We start from the raw sequence: 3,862 nt of genomic DNA, 5'->3' as shown, positions 1-3,862 counted from the left end.
GTGTTGGCAAGAAGCCCGCGTTGTCCCGTTAGGGCAACGTCGGGAGTACGTCACTTGGCAGATAAGGAGTATTAGGCACAACAGCAGAGGTCATGGTTTTAGACATAGCGATCGCATTACCTACTCAAATTTAACGCCCACAGCTACGGTATCGTCGAAACTCGGGAAAAAACCTAGCGCTTGGATCTATCTTTTTGGCTAAAAATCTGGTAAAGGAGTTGCTTTAGCTTCTGGCAAAATTAACATCGCATCACCAAAGGAATAAAAGCGATAACTAAGAGCGATCGCATCCTGGTACAAGGTCAGTAACCGCTCTCTGCCTACCATGGCGCTAACTAACATTAATAAACTCGACCGAGGTAAGTGGAAATTGGTAATCAATCCCTCCACTACCTGCCACTGATAGCCTGGGTAGATAAATAAGTTAGTCTTACCACAATAGGGTTGTAATTCCCCATCCACAACGGCTCCCTCTAAAGCACGGACTACCGTTGTGCCTACAGCAATCACTCGACCTCCGGTTGCTCTAGTTTCCTGAATTTGCTCCACAGTTGATTGGGGGACTTCTAGCCACTCTCCGTGCATGTCGTGCTCGGTAATATCCTCCACTTCTACAGGTCGAAATGTACCAACCCCCACGTGTAGGGTGATATACCCTAGCCGAATTCCCCGTTGGCGGCAGTTTTCCATCAGCTGATTGGTGAAATGGAGTCCAGCGGTGGGAGCAGCAACAGCACCATTCTTTTGAGCATAAATAGTCTGATACTGGTCTGGGGTAGCTTGAGAGTCTTGGATATAGGGGGGTAGAGGAACCTGACCATACCACTCCAAGAGGGTTTCCCAGGATACTCCCTCTGGGAAATCAAACTGCAATATCCGCCCACTGGTCCCTTCATCTGTTGCCAGAACAGTTGCTTTAAGAGGAGGTAAAGGGGTAGTTAGGTGTTTTGAGAGGGTACTATCCTTGAGCCCAAGGTCCGATGAGGGAGTAAACCAAATCTCTGCTCCTGGCTTGAGACGCCTACCTGGTTTCACTAAAGCTAGCCAACTCTGGTGTTGTCCCTGCTGTTGTCCCTGCTGTTGTCGCTCTTCTAACAACAAAATCTCCACAGGCACACCAGTGGATTTACGCCCATAGAGTCGAGCGGGGATAACCCTGGTGTTATTGAGGATCAATAGGTCACCCGGTTGCAATAGCTCAGGTAATTCCCTAAAGATATGGTGGCTATGGTGAGTTGGTGAATCTACCACCAACAGTCGTGAACCATCCCTCTCGCTCAAGGGTGTTTGGGCAATTTGCTCTTCGGGTAGTTCATAGTCATAGCTCGAGACTAATTGGTCGATTTGGTGCTTGGATGTCTGTTTGTCAATCCCTGTCATGCTGTTATTCGTAAATTGGGGAATATCCCCTATCTAAGATCGGGGGAATATCCCCTGTCCGTGAGCAATCCTGGCTTGCGAAAATAAAGATATAGCATAGGATATCAAGCCTCAGTTGGTTACTAACTAACTCCTCTCTATGGATTACCTTTACTTTTTAGCTAATGCCAGTCTAACTCTGCGAGTCGTTGAGTATCTAAAAGACTCGCCCCAGCTACCTATCAAATTTGCCACGGTGATTCATCGGATTGATGGCTGGGTGGTTAAGGTTAAGATGGACACACCCTTAACCGCTCAACAACATGGAGACTTTCGGGCTTATATGAACGAGTTGGGGATTCCCTACAGCCCAGACATTCGTGTGCAAATGGCTCTGTGGAGTCTGGAAACCGGACAGTCACCGGTAGAGGTCATGCGTCGCTACCAAGTTGCTGTGGTTTCTCATGGTAGTCCAAACCAGAGCGACATAGAAGCTTTTTGCGAGCAATTTACCATGGGGTTGGGATATTGTCCAGAAACCTTGGCTTGAGCAACGGTGATTGCTTCTGGGCAGCAACTTCATGTAGGGTGGGCAGTGGATCACACAGATCCACAAGCTGGGCTTTGCACGTTGCTAGGCACTGCCCACCGTAGGATTAACCACAACGGTGCCAGATCTCAGTTCATGTAGGGTGGGCAGTGGATCAGACAGATTCACAAGCTGGGCTTTGCACGTTGCTAGGCACTGCCCACCGTAGGATTAACCACAACGGTGCCAGATCTCAGTTCATGTAGGGTGGGCAGTGGATCAGACAGATTCACAAGCTGGGCTTTGCACGTTGCTAGGCACTGCCCATCCTAGGATTAACCACAAGGGTGCCAGATCTCAGTAATACCTATAATTTTGATAAAATCGGTGATCATTCAGCACGGTAATGTAACCTAAGTCTATGCCCTTGCCAGCCAATCTAGTCACCCTAACTACGACGGAAAATCAACAGACTTTAAGCATAAATCCCCCAAAATCTGGTCTGTCTTTGCAGGGAATGATCAGGATACCAGGGGATAAATCGATTTCCCATCGATCCTTAATGTTGGGGGCGATCGCGTCAGGAGAAACTACCATTCAAGGGTTGCTTTTGGGAGAAGACCCCCAAAGCACTGCTAGCTGCTTTCGTGCTTTGGGCGCAGATATCTCGGAACTTAATACTGAACAAGTGATTGTTAAGGGTATAGGACTAGGGAAACTGCAAGAACCCGTTGATGTCTTAAATGCAGGCAACTCGGGTACTACCCTACGACTGATGCTGGGACTACTCGCCTCTGCTGCTGACCGATTTTTTACTGTAACCGGTGACAAGTCTTTGCGATCGCGTCCGATGTCCCGTGTGGTGAAACCCCTACAACAAATGGGAGCAAGCATCTGGGGGCGTGAAGGTGCTTCCCTAGCTCCCCTGGCCATTAAAGGCTCTGTTCTTAAACCAATTCACTACCACTCTCCCATCGCCTCAGCTCAAGTAAAATCCTGTATTCTCCTGGCTGGTTTAATGACCGAAGGACAAACAACTGTCACTGAACCAGCCCTCTCCCGTGACCACAGCGAACGCATGCTCAAAGCCTTTGGCGCTCAAATTATTACTGACCCAAAAACCAATAGTGTTACCGTCACAGGACCGGCTCAGTTGCAAGGGCAAACCGTAATTGTTCCTGGTGATATTAGCTCAGCTGCCTTTTGGTTAGTAGCCGGAGCTATTGTACCGGGTTCAGAACTGATTGTGGAAAATGTCGGTGTCAACCCTACCCGTACAGGTATTTTAGAAGCCCTATCCATGATGGGGGCTGATATTGAGCGGTTAAATGAGCGAGTAGTGGCTGGGGAGCCGGTGGCAGATTTGCGGGTACGTCACAGTAACCTAAAAGGATGCACCATTGCGGGTGACTTGATTCCCCGCCTGATTGATGAAGTGCCGATTCTAGCAGTAGCAGCAGTCTTTGCCCAAGGAACTACTATCATTCGGGATGCAGCAGAACTGCGAGTCAAGGAAAGCGATCGCTTAGCGGTGATGGCATCCCAGTTGAACCAGATGGGAGCTAAGGTCACTGAATTGCCCGATGGTCTAGAGATTATCGGTGGTACTCCCTTAACTGGTACAGAAGTGGATAGTCATACTGACCACCGCATTGCCATGAGTTTAGCGATCGCAGCCCTAAATTCCCAAGGTACAACTACCATTCACGGTGCTGAAGCGGCTGCCATCTCCTATCCAAACTTCACTACCACCTTGCAAGAGGTAATTCAGGCTTGTTGATTGTAAGTATTCAGCTATCAGCGAACAGCGATTAGCGCGAAGCGCACGCTACTTGAGGTGCTATCAGCTATTAGCTGTCAGCTGTCAGCTTTTGAATAAAAGTAGCGTGGCCACGCTACGGGAATGGCCAAGGGCTTTTATATGAAATCCGGCTAAATAGTTACTGTTAAGCCTTGGCATCCTGCCACCAGTGA

General features: G+C 48.8%; 4 protein-coding genes. 3 read left to right on the top strand and 1 reads right to left on the bottom strand.

Annotated elements, in window-relative coordinates; translation table 11 throughout:
• Positions 1–202 (top strand): hypothetical protein (locus BJP37_RS41920; RefSeq protein ID WP_214607755.1); only part of this gene is annotated, 202 nt, incomplete at its 5' end.
• On the opposite strand, the gene queA is transcribed toward BJP37_RS41920, so the two are convergent.
• Positions 199–1,380: a tRNA preQ1(34) S-adenosylmethionine ribosyltransferase-isomerase QueA gene (gene queA, locus BJP37_RS11570; protein ID WP_075898912.1), complete on the bottom strand. Its 1,182-nt coding sequence runs from the start codon at positions 1,378–1,380 to the stop codon at positions 199–201. The two genes, BJP37_RS41920 and queA, sit on opposite strands and share 4 nt — an antisense overlap.
• 139 nt (positions 1,381–1,519) lie before the next feature.
• On the opposite strand from queA, the gene BJP37_RS11565 reads away from it, so the two are divergent.
• Together BJP37_RS11565 and aroA are read left to right on the top strand one after the other, a co-directional pair.
• A complete protein-coding gene (locus tag BJP37_RS11565; protein ID WP_008188520.1) occupies positions 1,520–1,909 on the top strand; it encodes a hypothetical protein in 390 nt (129 codons plus the stop codon).
• A gap of 400 nt (positions 1,910–2,309) precedes the next feature.
• Positions 2,310–3,668, top strand: coding sequence for a 3-phosphoshikimate 1-carboxyvinyltransferase (gene aroA / locus BJP37_RS11560; protein WP_075898910.1), 1,359 nt, complete (start codon positions 2,310–2,312; stop codon positions 3,666–3,668).
• Positions 3,669–3,862: the final 194 nt, after the last annotated feature.

This window comes from Moorena bouillonii PNG (genome assembly GCF_001942495.1).
Classification (GTDB): domain Bacteria; phylum Cyanobacteriota; class Cyanobacteriia; order Cyanobacteriales; family Coleofasciculaceae; genus Moorena; species Moorena bouillonii.
Note: the sequence above shows the minus strand (reverse complement) of the source record. Positions and strands in the feature narration are given on the sequence as shown.